We start from the raw sequence: 16,247 nt of genomic DNA on the forward strand, positions 1-16,247 counted from the left end.
ACAATGTGACCCCGGTCTCAGCGCAGGGCACGCTTGCGTTCATTCTGTTCACCTCCGCGGCTCGCGGCCGAAACCGGACCGGGCGGGTGCGCCAGACTTGCGGGACGACCGGGCGGGAGGAGGGGATCGGTGGCCCGACGGCAGTGGAGCATCGCGGGGCAGCTCTTCGCCCTCCAGGCGGTGGTGGTGACGCTGCTCGTCCTGGCGGGCGCGGCCGGCGCCGTCTGGCTCGCCCGCAGCGACTCCCGGCAGGCCGCGAAGGACGAGGTGCTGGCCGTGGCGCAGGCGGTCGCCGGCTCCCCCAACGTCCGCGCGGCCCTCACGGCCGCCGACCCGCAGGCCACCCTCCAGCCGTACGCGGAGGCCACCCGGGTGGCCACCGGAACGGACTTCGTGGTGGTGATGGCCCCGGACCGGACCCGCTACTCGCACCCGAACCCGGACCGGATCGGGCAGCCGTTCATCGGCGACATCGGCCCGGCGCTGTCCGGCGAGCCGTTCACGATCACCAACGTCGGCACGCTCGGCGAGTCGGTGCGCGCGGTCGTCCCCGTGTACGACGACGAGCACCGGATCATCGGGCTGGTCTCGGTGGGCATCACCACGCGGGCGATCAACCGCAAGCTGCTCGCCCAGGTGCCGGTGCTGCTCGGCGCCGCCGCACCCGCCCTGGCCCTGGCGGCCACCGGCTCCTGGCTGCTCAGCCGCCGGCTGCGCCGGCAGACGCACGGCCTCGGGCCGGGCGAGATGACCCGGATGTACGAGTACTACGACGCCGTCCTGCACTCCGTCCGCGAGGGGCTGGTGGTGCTGACCCGGGACCGCCGGGTGGCGCTGGTCAACGACGAGGGCCGGCGCCTGCTCGGGCTGGCCGACGACGCGGCCGTGACCGACCGGCCGGTCAGCGGGATCCACCTGCCGCCGGCGGTGGCCGAACTGCTCGGCTCCGGCCGGGACGCGCACGACGAGCCGGTCCTGGCCGGCGACCGGGTGCTGGTGGCCAACCAGCGGACCACCCGCTTCGAGGGAGCGGCGCTCGGCACCGTGCTGACCCTGCGCGACCAGACCGAGCTGCGCAACCTGGCCAGCGAGCTGGACTCGGTCCGCGCCCTCACCGAGGCGCTCCAGGCGCAGACCCACGAGTCGGCGAACCGCCTGCACACCGTGCTCACCCTCGTGGAGTTGGGCCGCACCGACGAGGCGGTCCGCCTGGCCACCCGCGACCTGGCGCTCGCCCAGCAGCTCACCGACCGGGTGGTCGGTGCGGTGACCGAACCGGCGCTGGCCGCCCTGCTGCTCGGCAAGTCGGCGCAGGCCGGCGAGCGCGGCGTGGACCTCGTGATCGAGCCGGACTGCCGGCTCGACGACAGCCCGCTGCCCACCACCGACCTGCTCACCGTGGTCGGCAACCTGGTCGACAACGCCCTCGAGGCGGTCGCCGGCGCCCCGCCGCCGCGCCGGGTCCGGGTCTTCGTCGGCGCGGTCGACGACGAACTGGTGGTCCGCGTCGGCGACAGCGGCCCCGGGCTGGACCCGGACCGGGTGGCGGACGCGTTCCGCCGCGGCTGGTCCACCAAGAGCGCCGGCCGGGGGCTCGGCCTGGCGCTGGTCGGGCAGGTGGCCCGCCGGCACGGCGGCGCCGCGGAGGTGACCCGCACCGACGACGGGGAGACGCTGTTCACCGTCCGGCTGCCGGTGCCGAGGGCAGCCCGATGAGCGACATCAGGGTGCTGGTGGTCGAGGACGAGCCGCTGCTCGCCGAGGCGCACAAGGCGTACACCGAACGGGTGCCCGGCTTCGTGGTGGTCGGGGTGGCGCACACCGCGCGGGATGCGATGGCCGCGCTGCGCCAGCGCGGCGGCACGGACGTCGACCTGGTCCTGCTCGACTTCCGCCTGCCCGACCTGCACGGCCTGGACGTGTGCCGGGCCCTGCGGGCGGCGGGCAGCAGCGTCGACGTGCTGGCGGTGACCTCGGCGCGGGACCTCGCCGTGGTCCGCACGGCGGTGTCCCTCGGGGTGACCCACTACCTGCTCAAGCCGTTCACCTTCGCCGCGTTCCGCGACAAGCTGGAGCGGTACGCCGAGTACCGGCGGCAGGCCCTCGCCGACGGCGAGGTGGGCGCCCAGCACGAGGTGGACCGGATGTTCGCCACCCTGCGCGGGGCGACCCGGCACACGCTGCCCAAGGGGCTGGACGAGCAGACCCTGCACACCGTGCTGGCCGCCCTCGGCGACGGTGGGCTCTCCGCCACCGAGGTCGGCCACCGCACCGGGATCTCCCGGGTGACCGCCCGGCGCTACCTGGAGTACCTGGTCTCCGCCGACCGCGCGGTCCGCGCCCCCCGCTACGGCACCCCGGGGCGGCCGGAGGTCGAATACCGGCCGGTGTGAGCCGGGTGCCGCGGCCGTCCCGGCCGGGGCGGGGGTAGCCCTACCGGATGTTCCCGGTGTGCCCGAGCGAGTAGCGGCCGGGCTGCGGCCAGATGGTCAGGCCGTGCGGTCCCCGGCCGACCGGTATTCGTGCCAGCAGCTTGCCGGTCTCCGTGCTCAGCACGTACACCTCGTCGTGGTACCGCCCGGAGAGCCAGAGCTGCTTGCCGTCCGCCGAGAGGCCGCCCATGTCCGGACTGCCGCCGCCGGGGACCCGCCAGGTCGTCCTGGGTTTCAGGCCGGCCAGATCGAGTACGGTCACGCTGCCCTCGTCCCGGTTGGTGACGTAAGCGAGCGTGGACTCGCGGTTGAAGTAGATGCCGTGGGCACCCCGGCCGGTGCGGATGAACCCGGTCTGCCGGGTGGCCCGGCCGTCGAAGACGTACACCCCGTTGGCGTGCATGTCCGCGACCAGGAAGTGCTGCCCGTCGGGGGTGAGCCGGGTGTCCTGGGGCATGCCGTCGGCCGCCTCGGTGAGCCGGAACTCGCGCAGCTTGCGGAGGCTCGCGGTGTCCAGCACCAGCATCCGGTTGGCGAACTCGCAGCTGAACAGCATCGTCTTGCCGTCGGCGGCGTAGTCCATGTGGTTGATGCCGCCGCACTCGGGGAACCGGACCGACCGCACCCGCTGCCAGGTCTTCACGTCGTAGAAGTCCAGCCGCTGGTACGCCTCGGCGACCACGATCGCCTGCTTGCCGTCGGGTGTGAAGTAGAGGTTGTAGACGTCGTCGAGCTTCCGGAACGGGCCCGGCTTGCCGGTCCGCGCGTCGATCGGGACCAGGCCGCCCCGGGGAACCTGGCTGGATGCCACGTAGAGGGTGCGCAGGTCGTAGGAGGGCACCACGTGCTGCGGCTCGGGACCGCCAGGGAACTTGTCCACCACCTGGTAGGTGCTGGGGTCGATCACCCAGACGTCGTTGCTCTTGGTGTTCGGCACGTAGACCAACGGCCGGTCGCCGCGGACCTGGGCGGCGAGCTGGTCGGCGCCGGCCGCGGCGTACACGTTTCCGGCCGCCGGGTACGTCGGCATGCCCGCCACCAGCGGCCCGAACCTCGCACTCGGCGAGGCGGCGGCGGACGGGCTGGTCAGCGCCTCCGTAGCGGGTGCCCGGACGGTGCAGGCGACGAGCCCGGCCGACAGGAACAGGACCGACATGGCGGCCAGCAACGGACTACGGGACATTTCCCCACGATAACGACAAATGCCCGCCGGATCGGCGAGAGTTGCCGACCATCGGCACCCGGCGCGGTCAGCTCACGTTGGCCGGGCCGAGGACGCTCTTCAGGTCGCCCATCAGCGCGGTCGTGGCGGCCACCCGGAACGGGCCGAGGCGCAGCGTGGTGACCTTGCCGCCGTTGAGCAGCTTGACGTGCACCTCGGTGTCGCCCGGGTGCAGCACCAGGGTCTCCTTGAGCTTCTCCACCAGCGGCGGCGTGCAGCGGTGCACCGGGATGGTGAGGGTGACCGGCTTGTTCGCCGGGTTGCTGCTGATGTCCGGCATGGACATGTCCATGGCCATGATCCGCGGCGTGTCGTCGCGGCGGTCGACCCGCCCCTTCACCACCACGATGGCGTCCTCGGCGATGTACTGCCCGATCACCTCGTAGGTGTTGGGGAAGAAGAGCGTCTCCACCCCGCCGGCCAGGTCCTCCAGCGTGGCCGAGGCCCAGGCCCGGCCCTGCTTGGTGACCCGGCGCTGCACGCCGGAGAGGATGCCGGCCAGGGTGACCACCGCGCCGTCCGGCACGGTGCCCTCCTCGGACAGCGCGGCGATGGTGGTGTCCGCCGCCGCGCCGAGCACGTGCTCCAGGCCGAAGAGCGGGTGGTCGGAGACGTAGAGGCCGAGCATCTCGCGCTCGAAGGCGAGCTTGTCCCGCTTGTCCCACTCGCTCTCGCCGATGACCGGCATGACCGTGGTGCTGCCCGCGCCGCTGTCCACGTCGCCGAAGCCGGCGCCGAACAGGTCGTACTGGCCGACGGCCTCCTTGCGCTTGACGTCGGCGTACGCGTCGATGGCGTCGGCGTGCACGGCGAGCAGGCCCTTGCGGGTGTGCTTCAGCGAGTCGAAGGCGCCCGCCTTGATCAGCGATTCGATGGTCTTCTTGTTGCAGGCCACCGCGTCCACCTTGGACAGGAAGTCGTAGAAGTCGGCGTAGTCGCCCTTCTCCTCCCGGCACCGCATGATCGCCGCCACCACGTTCGCGCCGACGTTGCGCACGGCGGCCAGGCCGAACCGGATGTCCTCGCCGACCGGGGTGAACGGCCCGGCCGAGGTGTTGACGTCCGGCGGGAGGACCTGGATGCGCATCCGGCGGCACTCCGAGAGGTAGAGCGCCATCTTGTCCTTGTCGTCGCCGACGGAGGTGAGCAGCGCGGCCATGTACTCGGCGGGGTAGTGCGCCTTGAGGTACGCGGTCCAGTACGACACCAGCCCGTACGCGGCGGAGTGCGCCTTGTTGAACGCGTAGCCGGCGAACGGGACGAGGACGTCCCACACGGCCTGGATGGCCTCGTCGGAGTAGCCGCGCTCGCGGCAGCCGTCCCGGAACGGGATGAACTCCTTGTCGAGGATCTCCTTCTTCTTCTTGCCCATGGCGCGGCGCAGCAGGTCGGCCTGGCCGAGCGTGTAGCCGGCGAGGATCTGCGCGGCGCGCTGCACCTGCTCCTGGTAGACGATCAGGCCGTAGGTGGGGGCGAGGATCTCGCGCAGCGGCTCCTCCAGCTCCGGGTGGATCGGCGTGATCTCCTGGAGGCCGTTCTTGCGCAGCGCGTAGTTGGTGTGCGAGTCCACGCCCATGGGGCCGGGCCGGTAGAGCGCCAGCACGGCCGAGATGTCCTCGAAGTTGTCCGGCTTCATCAACCGCAGCAACGAGCGCATCGGCCCGCCGTCGAGCTGGAACACGCCCAGGGTGTCGCCGCGGGCCAGCAGCTCGTAGGCCGCCTTGTCGTCCAGCGGCAGGCCCAGCAGGTCCAGCTCCTGGCCGTGGTTGAGCTGGATGTTCTTGACCGCGTCGTCGATGATCGTGAGGTTGCGCAGGCCGAGGAAGTCCATCTTCAGCAGCCCGAGCGACTCGCAGGTCGGGTAGTCGAACTGCGTGATGATGACGCCGTCGGAGTCCCGCCGCATCAGCGGGATGTGCTCGATGATCGGCTCGGCGGACATGATGACGCCGGCGGCGTGCACGCCGGTCTGCCGGATCAGACCCTCGATGCCCTTCGCCGTCTCGATGACCTTCTTGACGTCCGGGTCGGACTCGTAGAGGCCGCGGATCTCGCCGGCCTCGGCGTAGCGCGGGTGCTTCGGGTCGAAGATGCCGGAGAGCGGGATGTCCTTGCCCATCACCGCGGGCGGCATGGCCTTGGTGATCCGGTCGCCCACCGCGTACGGGTAGCCGAGCACCCGCGCCGAGTCCTTGATCGCGGCCTTCGCCTTGATGGTGCCGAAGGTGGCGATCTGCGCGACCTTGTCCTCGCCCCACTTGTCGGTGACGTAGCGGATCACCTCACCGCGCCGGCGCTCGTCGAAGTCGATGTCGACATCGGGCATCGAGATGCGCTCGGGGTTGAGGAACCGCTCGAAGATCAGGCCGTGCGGGATCGGGTCCAGGTCGGTGATGCCCAGGGCGTACGCGACGAGCGAGCCGGCGGCCGAGCCGCGGCCCGGACCGACCGCGATGCCCTGGCTCTTCGCCCACTGGATGAAGTCGGCGACCACGAGGAAGTAGGACGGGAAGCCCATCTGGATGATGACGCCCAGCTCGTACTCCGCCTGGACGACGTGGCCCTCCGGGATGCCGTTCGGGAAGCGCCGCTTCAACCCCGCGAACGTCTCCTTGCGGAACCAGGACTCCTCGGTCTCGCCCTCGGGGATCGGGAACCGCGGCATCAGGTTGTGGAACTCGAACATCCCGGCCGGGTCGACCTTCTCGGCGACCAGCAGGGTGTTGCGGCAGCCCTGCTGCCACAGCTCGGACGAGTCGACCGCGCGCATCTGGTCGGCGGACTTGACGAAGTAGCCGCCGCCCTCGAAGCGGAAACGATTGGGGTCGGCCACGTTGCTGCCGGTCTGCACGCAGAGCAGCACGTCGTGCGCCTCGGCCTGCGCCTCGTGGGTGTAGTGCGAGTCGTTGGTGACCACCGGTGGGATGTCCAGCTTGCGGGCGATCTCGGTGAGCCCGTCCCGGACCCGGCGCTCGATGTCGAGGCCGTGGTCCATGATCTCCAGGAAGTAGTTGTCCTTGCCGAAGATGTCCTGGTAGGCGGCGGCGACCTTGAGCGCCTCATCGAACTGGCCGAGCCGCAGCCGGGTCTGCACGGCGCCGGAGGGGCAGCCCGTGGTGGCCATGATGCCCTCGGCGTGCTCGGCGATCAGCTCCATGTCCATCCGCGGCCACTTGACGTAGTGGCCCTCCATGGAGGCGCGCGAGTTGAGCTTGAACAGGTTGTGCAGGCCGTCCCGGTTCGCCGCCCACATGGTCATGTGGGTGATCGCGCCGTTACCGGAGACGTCATCGCTCTTCTGCTCCGGGCGGCCCCACTTGACCCGCTGCTTGTGGAAGCGCGACTCCGGCGCCACGTACGCCTCGACGCCCAGGATGGGCTTGACCCCGGCGGCCATGGCCTGCTTGTAGAAGTCGTTCGCGCCGTGCATGTTGCCGTGGTCGGTGATCGCCACCGCCGGCATGCCGAGCCGCGCGGCCTCGGCGAAGAGGTCCTTGAGCCGGGCCGCCCCGTCGAGCATCGAGTACTCGGTGTGTACGTGCAGATGCGCGAACGAATCGCCCATGCGTGGCGCCCCCCGGGGTGTGGATCAAGGCTGCGTCGGAGTCGACCGACCCACCCTACCGAGGCGATCTGACCGGCTCCACCGTCCGCGCCGAGGGTGGCCCGGGTCTCTCCGCCCCGATGGTGCGGCCGCACACGATGCTGTGCGGGTTGCCCATAGTGTGTGGCACACACTATCGTGTGCTGCATGGTGAGCGACGAGGTCCTCCGGACCCACCTCCAGGAGCTACGACGCGGCACCGTCGTGGTGGCCAGCCTGGTCGCCCTGCGCCGACCCGACTACGGCTACGCGCTGCTGCAACGGCTGGCCGCGCACGGCTTTCCGGTCGACGCCAACACCCTCTATCCCCTGCTCCGGCGGCTGGAGGAGCAGGGGCTGCTGACCAGCGAGTGGAACACCGAGGAGAGCCGGCCGCGCAAGTTCTACCGCACCAGTGACGACGGCGAAGCGGTGCTGGGCCGTCTCCTCGAGGACCTGACCGCGGTGCAGACGTCCGTCACCCGGCTGATCGAAGGAGTGGGACGATGAGCTCCCTGACCGACCGTTACCTCGCGGCCACCCTGCGGGCCGTGCCGCAGCAGCGCCGGGCGGAGCTCGCCGACGAGCTGCGGGCCTCCATCGAGGACATGATCGAGGACCGGACCGCCGGCGGGCAGGACCGCGGCGCCGCCGAACGGGAGGTGCTCACCGAGCTGGGCAACCCCGAGCAGCTCGCCGCCCGCTACACCGACCGCCCGCTCCAGCTCATCGGCCCGCGCTACTTCCTGGTCTGGTGGCGGGTGCTGCGGACCCTGCTCACCTTCATCCCGGCGATCGTCGGCGTGGTGACCGGCGTGGTCAAGGCGACGGTCGGCGGCGAGCCGGGCGCGGCCGTCGGCGCGGGCGTCGCGAGCGGGTTGCAGACGGCGGTGCAGATCGCCTTCTGGGTCACCCTGTGCTTCGCCGTGCTGGAGCGCACCGACACCTCGCTGAACCTGCCCGAGTGGACGGTCGACCAGCTGCCCGAGGAGACCCGGGAACGGCGGGTCACCCTGGTCGACAGCTGCGCGTCGATCGTGTTCCTGCTCGTCGCCGTCGCGTTCCTGCCCTGGCAGCACTTCCAGCCCTGGCTGTCCGGCGACGGCTCCCGGCTGCCGATGATCGACCCGGCGCTCTGGAGTTTCTGGCTGCCGACGCTGATCGTGGTGCTGGTCGCCACGATGGGGCTGGAGATCGCGAAGTACCGGGCCGGCCGGTGGACCTGGCCGCTGGTCGCGGTCAACGCCGCGCTCAACCTGGCGTTCGCGGCGCCGCTGGTCTGGCTGCTGCTCACCGACCGGCTGCTCAACCCGGCGCTGATCGAGCGGTTCGCCTGGCTGCGGGAGGGCGGCGCGGAGGACGTGGCCCAGATCGCCACCGTGGTCACCGCCGTGATCGTGGTCTGGGACGTGATCGACAGCGCGGTCAAGGCCCGCAAGGCCGCCGGCTGACACACCGCCGGCCCGGTCGCGCTCCTCACCGGGGCGCGACCGGGCCGGCGTACGCCGGGCTCAGACGCGCGCCGCGACGGCCCGCCACTCGCGGGCGAGCAGGGCGTACACGGCCTCGTCGGTCCACTCGCCCTTGACGTACTCGTTCTCCCGCAGGTGCGCCTCCCGCCGCATGCCGAGGCGCTCCAGCACCCGCGCCGAGGCGGTGTTGCGGGCGTCCAGCCGGCCGACGATCCGGTGCAGCCCGAGGCCGTCGAAGCCGAGCCGCAGCATCTCCCGGGCCGCCTCCGTCACGTACCCCCGGCCGGTGTGGTCCGGGTGGGCGACATAACCGATCTCGCCCTGCCGGTGCTCGCCGCTGGTCCAGCTGAGCAGCACGTCGCCGACGAACTCGCCGGTGTCCGCCAGGACGACGGCCAGGTTGAGCACGTCGCCCGGCGCGCGCAGCGCCGTGCGCCGCACCACCCGGTCCACCGCCGCCCGGGCGGCCGCGTCGTCGTAGGGCTCGTGGTAGAGGTACCGGCAGACCTCCGGCCGGCCGCGGTAGTCGCGGAGCACGGCCAGGTCGTCGGGGGTGAAGGCGCGCAGCAGCAGGCGGTCGGTGCGCAGCGGCAGGTCGGGGACGAGCATGCCGGCAGGGTACGGGCGCGGCGGCCGGCCGGTCAGCCGAGTTTCCCCCGGCGACCCGGTCGAGACAGCCGAAAGTTGCGTCGGCTGCCGGACTCGTCCGGGTCGTCCGGGCGCCGGCGGGCATAGCCTGGAGGCCCGGCCCACCGGCGAGCACTGGACGCGCTGATGCCTCTCCCGGACGGCACCGACGAGCTGGCCCGGTCGGCCGCGCGCGGCGACCGGAAAGCCCTCGACGCGCTGCTGGTCGCCGTGCGGCCCGAGGTGCTGCGCCAGTGCGCCCGCCTGCTGCCCCACCGCCAGGACGCCGAGGAGGCCTGCCAGGACGCGCTGCTGGCGCTGGCCCGCGGGATCACGCGGTTCGAGGAGCGGTCGTCGTTCCACACCTGGCTGTACCGGCTCACCGCCAACCGGGCGCGCTCCACCTACCGGGTGCTGCGCCGGCGCTGGCAGCTGGAGGCCGGCGGCGTGCCGCTGCCCGACCCACCCGACCCCCGGCGGACCAGCGTGGTGGCCGGCACCCGGCTCGACCTGCTCGACGCGCTCGACGCGGTCCCGCCCGACCTCGCCGAGGCGGTGACCCTGCGGGACGTGCTCGGGCTGAGCTACCGCGAGATCGCCGGCCTGCTCGACCTGCCCGAGGGGACCGTGAAGTCCCGGATCCATGAGGCCCGCCGGCAGGTGCGACGGCGGATGTCCGATGGCTGAGCCGCTCCGCCGGGGCCGCCGACGCGCCGCCCCCGCCGCCGGTGCCCTCACCGCACTCGTCGTCCTCGCCGCCGGGACGCCGGCCTGCGCCGACCGCCCGGTCTCGCCGCTGCCGGTCCGACCACCGGCCCCGGCGGCCAGCACCGTCGGCGCCGCCCCACCGACCACCACCGCCGTCTCAGAACCATCCACGGGTACGCGGCCGAGCCGCAGCCCCGCGCCGTCCCCGCCGACGCGGAGCCGGACGGTCCGGCCGCCCGCGTCGGCGTCGACCGCGCTGTCGAGCGCCTGTCTCGGCGCGGTGCGCTACGACCTGGTCCTCGCCGAGACCGAGCTGGCACTGCTGAAGTCGCTCTGTTTCGCCACCGGCGGGGTGCTGCGAATCCGGGGCATCGGGCCGGGCCTGGTCACGGTGGACCGCGAGGACCTGGTCTCCCGCAGCTACGAGGCCGGCGTGGTGGACATCCGGTTCGTGCGGGCCGGCACCGTCGTGGTCACCATCCCGCAGGACGGCCGGACCTACCCGATCACGGTCGTGGTGGTCTGACCGGGCGGCCTACCGGACCCGCACGCCGGCGAGCAGGGCGTCGACGAAGTCCTCTCCGCTGCCCGGCGGCGGGGTGAGCTGCACGTAGAGCAGACCGGCCGGGGCGGCCCGCCCGGCGGCCTCGACGATCACCGGCCGCCCGTCGGGGCAGGCGAACGCTGCCACCACCCAGTCGACGCCGCCCTGCCGGGTGCGCCGCACCGGTGCCGCGGCGCAGTCCGCGTGCGGGCGTTCGGCGAGGAAGCCCTCGGGCGTGGTGCGGCGGGCCGTGCTGGCGGAGAGGCCCACGAAGGCGCCGGGCACGGCCGGGTCCGCCGCCCAGCGGCCCGGGTCCGGTGACACCACCAGCGCCGGTTCCAGCTCGCCGTCGTCGCCGTACTGCCCGGCCCAGCCGGTGCCGTCGGCCCGCCAGCCGACCGGCAGGGCGACGGTGAGCGGGCCGCTGCGCCCCACGGCGCCGGTCGGGGTGCGGCCGGCCGCGTCGCCCGCGGTGGCGCCCAGGGCGACGACCACCACCGCGACCGCCCCCGAAGCGGCGAGCCGCCGCCGGCGGGGCGGCCGCGGGCCAGCGCCACCGAGGGGCCCGGCGTGGGCCGGCTCGCCCGGGCCGGCGCTGGCCGCGGTACGCGCTTCTGCCCGTCGCAGCCGCGCCCCGGCGGCTGCCCGGAGTGCTGCCCGGAACGCCTCCGCGTCCGGGTAGCGGTCGGCCGGCCGGACGGCGGTGGCCCGGCCGAGCACCGCGGCCACCCCGGGCGGCACGCCGGCCCGCAGCCGCGGCTGCTGCCGGCCGGTCCGGCGCCCATTCGGCGCCGGAGCCTCGCCGAGCAGCCGGAGCCCGAGGCGGCCCAGCCCGAACACGTCCGCGCGGGTGTCGACGACCGCGAACGGGTCGTCCTGCTCCGGCGCCATGTAGCCGGGGGTCCCCGCCCGGGCGGTCAGCCCGGAGGCGGCGGCAAGGGCCTTGGCCAGCCCCAGGTCGGCGACGAGCACCCGCTCGCCGCCCGGCCCCGACCGGAAGAGGATGTTGCCGGGCGTCAGGTCCCGGTGCACCACCCCGTGCCGGTGCAGCACCGCGACCCCCGCCGCGATCTCGTCGAGCAGCGCGACGGCCGCGGCCGCCGGCAGCGGACCCCGCGCCAGCCGGTCCCGGAGGCTGCCGCCGTCCGCCCAGGCCAGCACGGCGTAGGGGCGGCCGTCGGGCAGTTCGCCCACGGCGTGCACCCGGACCAGGCGGTCGTGGTCCAGCCGGCGCAGCAGCCGCGCCTCGTCCAGGAAGCGTTCCCGCACCCGCAGGTCGTGGCTCCAGTTCTCGGCCAGCACCTTGATCGCCACCCGGCCGTCGAGCGCCGGGTCGTACGCGAGCCAGACCGTCGCGAAGGAGCCCGCTCCGAGCAGCCGCTCCACCCGGTAGACCCCGATCCGCGTCGGCGCGGTCACCGCATCACCTCCGCCGATCGCCACCCGGCCGCCGTTCCCTCGACGGTAGACGCCGCACCCGGCCGGCGGCTGTCCCGACGGCGTCGCCTCGCGGTCGTGCGGCGGGACGGTCGGCAACCCGACGAACCGAACCGGCCCGGCCGGAGACCAACAGGGCAGGAGGAGGCCCAGGGAAGGAGACCCGCCATGAACCGTCTCTCGTCCACCGTCCTCACCGGGCTGTGGCCGACGGGTGAGCCGCCCCGACGGGGCCGCAGGCGGGCCGCCGCCCGGACCGCCCTCGCCGTCCTGGCCGCCCTGGTCGGGGCGTCGGCCTGCGCCGACCGTCCGGTCTCGCCCCTGCCGGTCCGGCCACCGACCCCGGTGGCCAGCACCGTCGGCGCCGCCGCGTCGGCCACCTCCGCCTCCCCCGCCCCGGAACGGCCGACGGCCACGCCGCCGAGCCGCAGCCCCGCGCCGCCCCGGAGCCGGACAGCCCGACCGACCGCGTCGACGTCGACCGCGCTGCCGAGCGCCTGTCTCGGCGCGGTGCGCTACGACCTCGTCCTCGCCGAGACCGAGCTGGCACTGCTGAAGTCGCTCTGTTTCGCCACCGGCGGGGTGCTGCGAATCCGGGGCATCGGGCCGGGGCAGGTCACCGTGGACCGGCAGGACCTGGTCTCCCGCAGCTACGAGGCCGGCGTGGTGGACATCCGGTTCGTGCGGGCCGGCACCGTCGTGGTCACCATCCCGCAGAACGGCCGGACGTACCCGATCACCGTGGTGGTGGTCTGACGCCCCACGGTCGCGCGACGGGACGGTCGGCAACCCGACGAACCGAACCGGCCCGGCCGGAGACCAACAGGGCAGGAGAAGCCAACGGAAGGAGAACCGCCATGAACCGTCTCACGTCCACCGTCCTCACCGGGTTGCTGGCCCTCGCCGCCGCCGTCCCGGTGACCGTCGGCGCGCCGGCCTCCGCCGCTGCGCCGGCGGCCGGGACGACCGCTGACCGGGCGCCGATGGGCGGCCGGGCGGCCGTCGCGGCGGTCGAGGTGCTCGGCGTCCACGGCGCCGGCCCGTACCGGATCGGCGCCCGGCTGGACCGGCTCACGGCGGCCGGCCTGATCGACTGGACGGCGCCGGGGTGCGCCGGGGTCGTGGACGCCGGCGCCACCGGGGCCTGGGCCGGGAAGATCATCCTGGCCTTCCGGGACGGCCGGCTGGTGTCGGTGGGCACCGCCACCGTCCCGCCCCGCTCTCCGGCCGGTGCGTCGGTCGGCATGTCCTTCGCCGAGCTGGAGCGCATCTACGGGCGGCGCGGAGCGCTGATTCGCAACGACGCCGGGGACGCCGAGGCGTACCTGGTCCGGTTCGGGTCCCGGGTCGAGCTGTTCACCGGCCACCCGATCCGCCCCGGCGTCGGCTGGTACGAGGCCGGGCTGGCCTCCCACGTCGAGCGGGCCTTCCGGCAGGGGCCGTCCTGCTGACCGGGCCGGAGACGACGTCGCGCCGGGCGACTCGGTCGCCCGGCGCGGCACGCGCTTGTGGTCGAGGTCAGCCGACCGCGGCCATGACCTCGTCGGAGACGTCGAAGTTGGCGTAGACGTTCTGCACGTCGTCGCAGTCCTCGAGCACGTCGATCAGCTTGAAGATCTTGCGCGCGCCCTCCTCGTCCAGCGGCACGTTGACGCTGGGGATGAGGGAGGACTCGGCCGACTCGTACTCGATGCCGGCGTCCTGGAGGGCGGTGCGGACCGGGATCAGGTCGGTCGGCTCGGAGACCACCTCGAACGCCTCGCCGAGGTCGTTGACCTCCTCGGCGCCCGCGTCGAGCACGGCCATCATGACGTCGTCCTCGCTGGTGCCGGCCTTGGGGACGATCACCACGCCCTTGCGGGAGAACATGTACGACACCGAGCCGGCGTCGGCGAACGAGCCGCCGTTGCGGGTGAGCGCGGTGCGGACCTCGGTGGCGGCGCGGTTGCGGTTGTCGGTGAGGCACTCGATGAGCAGCGCGACGCCGTTCGGGCCGTAGCCCTCGTACATGATCGTCTGGTAGTCGGCGCCGCCGGCCTCCAGCCCGGAGCCGCGCTTGACCGCACGGTCGATGTTGTCGTTCGGGACGGAGTTCTTCTTCGCCTTCTGGATGGCGTCGTAGAGGGTCGGGTTACCGGCCGGGTCCCCGCCGCCGGTCCGGGCCGCCACCTCGACGTTCTTGATCAGCTTGGCGAACATCTTGCCGCGCTTGGCGTCGATGACGGCCTTCTTGTGCTTGGTGGTCGCCCACTTTGAGTGGCCGGACATCTCATACCTCCGTCTGTTGACTCACGCCTGCGTCGACTGTCCGCGCCCGCGCCGAACCGGGACCGCCGGGCGGTCGGCTGGGGGGCGGCGGCGGGCGGTGAGCCCTGCCGAACCGCCCGCAATCCTACCGAGGTCGCGTCCCCGCATGTCACACCCGCACCCGGCGCGGGGCCGATGGAGCGCGCGAGGTCCCCGCCGGAGGAGAACCCGTCGGTGCCGCAACCAGGAGAAAAGGTGTCAGGCGGCGGCGCGGACCAGGTCCACGAAGTAGCGGTGCAGCCGCAGGTCGCCGGTGAGTTCCGGGTGGAACGAGGTGGCCATCAGGTGGCCCTGCCGGACCGCGACGATCCGGCCGCCGGCCGGCCCGAGCGACGACTCCAGCTCGGCACGTCGGACGCCGCGCAGCGAGCTGGAGCCGTCGTCAGTAACCCGGCCGAGCACCTCGACGCCCGCGCCGACCCGCTCGACCCACGGGGCCCGGATGAAGATCGCGTGGAACGGCTCGCCCTCGACACCGGCGATCTCCACGGGCGCCTCGAACGAGTCGACCTGGCGGCCGAACGCGTTGCGCCGGACGGTCATCTCGATGCCGGCGAAGCCGCGCTGGTCGGGGCGGCCGTCGAGCACCTCGGCGGCCAGCATGATCATGCCGGCGCAGGACCCGTAGACCGGCATGCCGCCGGCGATCCGCTTGTCGATCGGCTCGCGCATCTCGAAGATGTCGGCGAGCTTGCTGATGGTGGTCGACTCGCCGCCCGGGATCACCAGGCCGTCGACCGCGTCCAGCTCGGCCGGCCGGCGCACCGGACGGGCGTCCGCGCCGGCCCCGGCCAGGGCGGCGACGTGCTCGCGCACGTCGCCCTGGAGGGCGAGCACACCGATGACGGGTGCGGTCACTCCTCGCTCCTCTCGCTCGTCGGACGGGGCCCGGTCCGGGCCCCGTCCGGTCGCCGTCACCAGCCGCGCTCGGCCAGCCGGTGCGGCTGCGGGATCTCGTCGACGTTGATGCCGACCATCGCCTCGCCCAGGCCGCGGGAGACCTTGGCCAGCACGTCCGGGTCGTCGTGGAAGGTGGTGGCCTTCACGATCGCGGCGGCGCGCTGGGCCGGGTTGCCCGACTTGAAGATGCCCGAGCCGACGAAGACGCCCTCGGCGCCGAGCTGCATCATCATGGCCGCGTCCGCCGGGGTGGCGATGCCGCCCGCGGTGAACAGCACGACCGGCAGCTTGCCGGTCTCGGCGACCTCCTTGACCAGCTCGTACGGCGCCTGGAGCTCCTTGGCGGCGACGAACAGCTCGTCCGTCGGCAGCGACTGGAGCCGGCGGATCTCCTTGCGGATCTTCCGCATGTGGGTGGTGGCGTTGGAGACGTCACCGGTGCCGGCCTCGCCCTTCGAGCGGATCATGGCGGCGCCCTCGGTGATCCGGCGCAGCGCCTCGCCCAGGTTGGTCGCGCCGCAGACGAAGGGGACGGTGAACGCCCACTTGTCGATGTGGTTCTCGTAGTCGGCCGGGGTCAGCACCTCGGACTCGTCGACGTAGTCCACGCCGAGGGCCTGGAGGACCTGCGCCTCGACGAAGTGGCCGATCCGGGCCTTGGCCATGACCGGGATGGAGACGGCGTTGATGATGCCGTCGATCATGTCCGGGTCGCTCATGCGGGAGACGCCGCCCTGGGCGCGGATGTCGGCGGGCACCCGCTCCAGCGCCATGACGGCGACGGCGCCGGCGTCCTCGGCGATCTTGGCCTGCTCGGGGGTGACCACGTCCATGATCACGCCGCCCTTGAGCATCTCGGCCATGCCCCGCTTGACGCGGGCGGTGCCGACGACCGGGTTGGCGTTGGTGTTCGGGGAGGTGGATTCGGGCACGGGTCATCGCTCCTTGGACGTGCTCGGGGGGTGGCTGCCAGAAGGCTACGACGGGGTCAACGCCGGGCCGACAGCCAATCAGA

General features: G+C 73.2%; 15 protein-coding genes. 8 read left to right on the top strand and 7 right to left on the bottom strand.

All coding sequences use genetic code 11. The features are described from left to right. Window positions 1-129 precede the first annotated feature (129 nt). Window positions 130-1,716 (top strand): sensor histidine kinase, encoded by a 1,587-nt coding sequence (locus FXF50_RS09085; protein ID WP_148426780.1) that lies wholly within the window; start codon window positions 130-132, stop codon window positions 1,714-1,716. Beyond that, window positions 1,713-2,393, top strand: a complete 681-nt coding sequence (locus tag FXF50_RS09090) for a response regulator (RefSeq protein ID WP_148426781.1) — start codon at window positions 1,713-1,715, stop codon at window positions 2,391-2,393. The genes FXF50_RS09085 and FXF50_RS09090 overlap by 4 nt, the downstream gene beginning before the upstream one ends. Window positions 2,394-2,433: 40 nt before the next feature. Here FXF50_RS09090 and FXF50_RS09095 read toward each other — a convergent pair whose 3' ends face one another. Then, on the bottom strand, window positions 2,434-3,615 hold the full coding sequence (locus FXF50_RS09095) for a hypothetical protein (protein WP_148426782.1): 1,182 nt from the start codon (window positions 3,613-3,615) through the stop codon (window positions 2,434-2,436). A gap of 67 nt (window positions 3,616-3,682) precedes the next feature. Further along, window positions 3,683-7,219, bottom strand: coding sequence for a DNA polymerase III subunit alpha (gene dnaE / locus FXF50_RS09100; RefSeq protein ID WP_148426783.1), 3,537 nt, complete (start codon window positions 7,217-7,219; stop codon window positions 3,683-3,685). A 186-nt stretch (window positions 7,220-7,405) separates the two neighbouring features. On the opposite strand from dnaE, the gene FXF50_RS09105 reads away from it, so the two are divergent. Both FXF50_RS09105 and FXF50_RS09110 read left to right on the top strand, forming a co-directional pair. Further along, entirely contained in the window at window positions 7,406-7,747 is a 342-nt protein-coding gene (locus FXF50_RS09105) for a PadR family transcriptional regulator (protein WP_148426784.1), read from the top strand. Further along, complete coding sequence (locus FXF50_RS09110) at window positions 7,744-8,688, top strand: permease prefix domain 1-containing protein (protein ID WP_148426785.1); 945 nt, start codon at window positions 7,744-7,746, stop codon at window positions 8,686-8,688. The genes FXF50_RS09105 and FXF50_RS09110 overlap by 4 nt, the downstream gene beginning before the upstream one ends. Window positions 8,689-8,748: 60 nt before the next feature. Here the strand turns inward: FXF50_RS09110 and FXF50_RS09115 are convergent, their stop codons facing one another. Continuing rightward, window positions 8,749-9,318: a GNAT family N-acetyltransferase gene (locus tag FXF50_RS09115; RefSeq protein ID WP_148426786.1), complete on the bottom strand. Its 570-nt coding sequence runs from the start codon at window positions 9,316-9,318 to the stop codon at window positions 8,749-8,751. 165 nt (window positions 9,319-9,483) lie between these two features. On the opposite strand from FXF50_RS09115, the gene FXF50_RS09120 reads away from it, so the two are divergent. Both FXF50_RS09120 and FXF50_RS09125 read left to right on the top strand, forming a co-directional pair. Next, window positions 9,484-10,023, top strand: a complete 540-nt coding sequence (locus FXF50_RS09120; protein WP_148426787.1) for an RNA polymerase sigma factor — start codon at window positions 9,484-9,486, stop codon at window positions 10,021-10,023. Continuing rightward, entirely contained in the window at window positions 10,016-10,570 is a 555-nt protein-coding gene (locus FXF50_RS09125) for a hypothetical protein (RefSeq protein ID WP_148426788.1), read from the top strand. The genes FXF50_RS09120 and FXF50_RS09125 overlap by 8 nt, the downstream gene beginning before the upstream one ends. Window positions 10,571-10,579: 9 nt before the next feature. On the opposite strand, the gene FXF50_RS09130 is transcribed toward FXF50_RS09125, so the two are convergent. Further along, window positions 10,580-12,007 carry a serine/threonine-protein kinase gene (locus FXF50_RS09130; protein ID WP_148426789.1) on the bottom strand — a complete coding sequence of 476 codons (1,428 nt, stop codon included), beginning with the start codon at window positions 12,005-12,007 and terminating at the stop codon, window positions 10,580-10,582. 186 nt (window positions 12,008-12,193) lie between these two features. Here FXF50_RS09130 and FXF50_RS09135 point away from each other — a divergent pair, with 186 nt between their 5' ends. Further along, on the top strand, window positions 12,194-12,781 hold the full coding sequence (locus FXF50_RS09135) for a hypothetical protein (protein WP_305069332.1): 588 nt from the start codon (window positions 12,194-12,196) through the stop codon (window positions 12,779-12,781). 101 nt (window positions 12,782-12,882) lie between these two features. Next, the gene (locus FXF50_RS09140; protein ID WP_148426790.1) at window positions 12,883-13,476 is read left to right on the top strand and encodes a hypothetical protein; all 594 of its coding nucleotides are present in this window, start codon (window positions 12,883-12,885) and stop codon (window positions 13,474-13,476) included. A gap of 67 nt (window positions 13,477-13,543) precedes the next feature. On the opposite strand, the gene FXF50_RS09145 is transcribed toward FXF50_RS09140, so the two are convergent. From FXF50_RS09145 to pdxS, 3 genes are all read right to left on the bottom strand, one after another. Continuing rightward, window positions 13,544-14,293, bottom strand: coding sequence for a YebC/PmpR family DNA-binding transcriptional regulator (locus FXF50_RS09145; RefSeq protein ID WP_091310004.1), 750 nt, complete (start codon window positions 14,291-14,293; stop codon window positions 13,544-13,546). A gap of 237 nt (window positions 14,294-14,530) precedes the next feature. Further along, on the bottom strand, window positions 14,531-15,190 hold the full coding sequence (gene pdxT / locus FXF50_RS09150; RefSeq protein WP_148426791.1) for a pyridoxal 5'-phosphate synthase glutaminase subunit PdxT: 660 nt from the start codon (window positions 15,188-15,190) through the stop codon (window positions 14,531-14,533). Window positions 15,191-15,246: 56 nt separating this feature from the next. Continuing rightward, window positions 15,247-16,164 (bottom strand): pyridoxal 5'-phosphate synthase lyase subunit PdxS, encoded by a 918-nt coding sequence (gene pdxS, locus FXF50_RS09155; protein ID WP_148426792.1) that lies wholly within the window; start codon window positions 16,162-16,164, stop codon window positions 15,247-15,249. Window positions 16,165-16,247 lie beyond the last annotated feature (83 nt).

It is taken from the genome of Micromonospora sp. AP08, assembly GCF_008085935.1.
In the GTDB taxonomy this organism is placed as follows: Bacteria; Actinomycetota; Actinomycetes; order Mycobacteriales; family Micromonosporaceae; genus Micromonospora; species Micromonospora chersina.

What these genes read in the sequence shown, in the direction of transcription:
- FXF50_RS09125 (WP_148426788.1), top strand. Translation starts at nt 10,016, where the DNA reads ATGGCTGAGCCGCTCCGCCGGGGCCGCCGACGCGCCGCCCCCGCCGCC.
- FXF50_RS09110 (WP_148426785.1), top strand. Translation starts at nt 7,744, where the DNA reads ATGAGCTCCCTGACCGACCGTTACCTCGCGGCCACCCTGCGGGCCGTG.
- FXF50_RS09140 (WP_148426790.1), top strand. Translation starts at nt 12,883, where the DNA reads ATGAACCGTCTCACGTCCACCGTCCTCACCGGGTTGCTGGCCCTCGCC.
- FXF50_RS09135 (WP_305069332.1), top strand. Translation starts at nt 12,194, where the DNA reads ATGAACCGTCTCTCGTCCACCGTCCTCACCGGGCTGTGGCCGACGGGT.
- FXF50_RS09095 (WP_148426782.1), bottom strand. Translation starts at nt 3,615, where the DNA reads ATGTCCCGTAGTCCGTTGCTGGCCGCCATGTCGGTCCTGTTCCTGTCG.
- FXF50_RS09120 (WP_148426787.1), top strand. Translation starts at nt 9,484, where the DNA reads ATGCCTCTCCCGGACGGCACCGACGAGCTGGCCCGGTCGGCCGCGCGC.
- FXF50_RS09105 (WP_148426784.1), top strand. Translation starts at nt 7,406, where the DNA reads ATGGTGAGCGACGAGGTCCTCCGGACCCACCTCCAGGAGCTACGACGC.
- FXF50_RS09145 (WP_091310004.1), bottom strand. Translation starts at nt 14,293, where the DNA reads ATGTCCGGCCACTCAAAGTGGGCGACCACCAAGCACAAGAAGGCCGTC.
- dnaE (WP_148426783.1), bottom strand. Translation starts at nt 7,219, where the DNA reads ATGGGCGATTCGTTCGCGCATCTGCACGTACACACCGAGTACTCGATG.
- FXF50_RS09090 (WP_148426781.1), top strand. Translation starts at nt 1,713, where the DNA reads ATGAGCGACATCAGGGTGCTGGTGGTCGAGGACGAGCCGCTGCTCGCC.
- FXF50_RS09115 (WP_148426786.1), bottom strand. Translation starts at nt 9,318, where the DNA reads ATGCTCGTCCCCGACCTGCCGCTGCGCACCGACCGCCTGCTGCTGCGC.